The sequence below is a fragment of the Halomonas sp. SIMBA_159 genome, from assembly GCF_046536035.1.
GTDB classification, from domain to species: domain Bacteria; phylum Pseudomonadota; class Gammaproteobacteria; order Pseudomonadales; family Halomonadaceae; genus Vreelandella; species Vreelandella venusta_A.
This window is the reverse complement of record NZ_JAWJBT010000598.1, coordinates 1-271: the sequence shown is the minus strand read 5'-3', so window position 1 is coordinate 271 and position 271 is coordinate 1. Positions and strand designations below refer to the sequence as shown.

1 pseudogene is annotated in these 271 nt (G+C 70.8%); it reads right to left on the bottom strand.

Annotation, left to right across the window (positions count from 1 at the left end):
- Positions 1-271: pseudogene (eno, locus tag R0J87_RS20610) on the bottom strand (phosphopyruvate hydratase); the annotation flags it as partial.

The window sequence follows — 271 nt, the reverse complement described above, 5'->3', positions numbered from 1 at the left end:
CGGCAGGCCCGCGTCCTCGGCGGCCGCCTTGGCCACGGCGAGCGACACGCCGAGGATGGCGTTGGCGCCGAGATTGGCCTTGTTCGGCGTGCCGTCCAGTTCGATCAGCTTGGCATCAATGGCGAGCTGTTCCTCGGCGTCGAGGCCGGAGAGCAGGTCGAAGATGTCGCCGTTGACGGAGGCGACCGCTTCGCGCACGCCCTTGCCGCCGTAGCGCGAGCCTCCGTCGCGCAGTTCGTGCGCTTCGTGCGCGCCGGTGGAGGCACCGCTC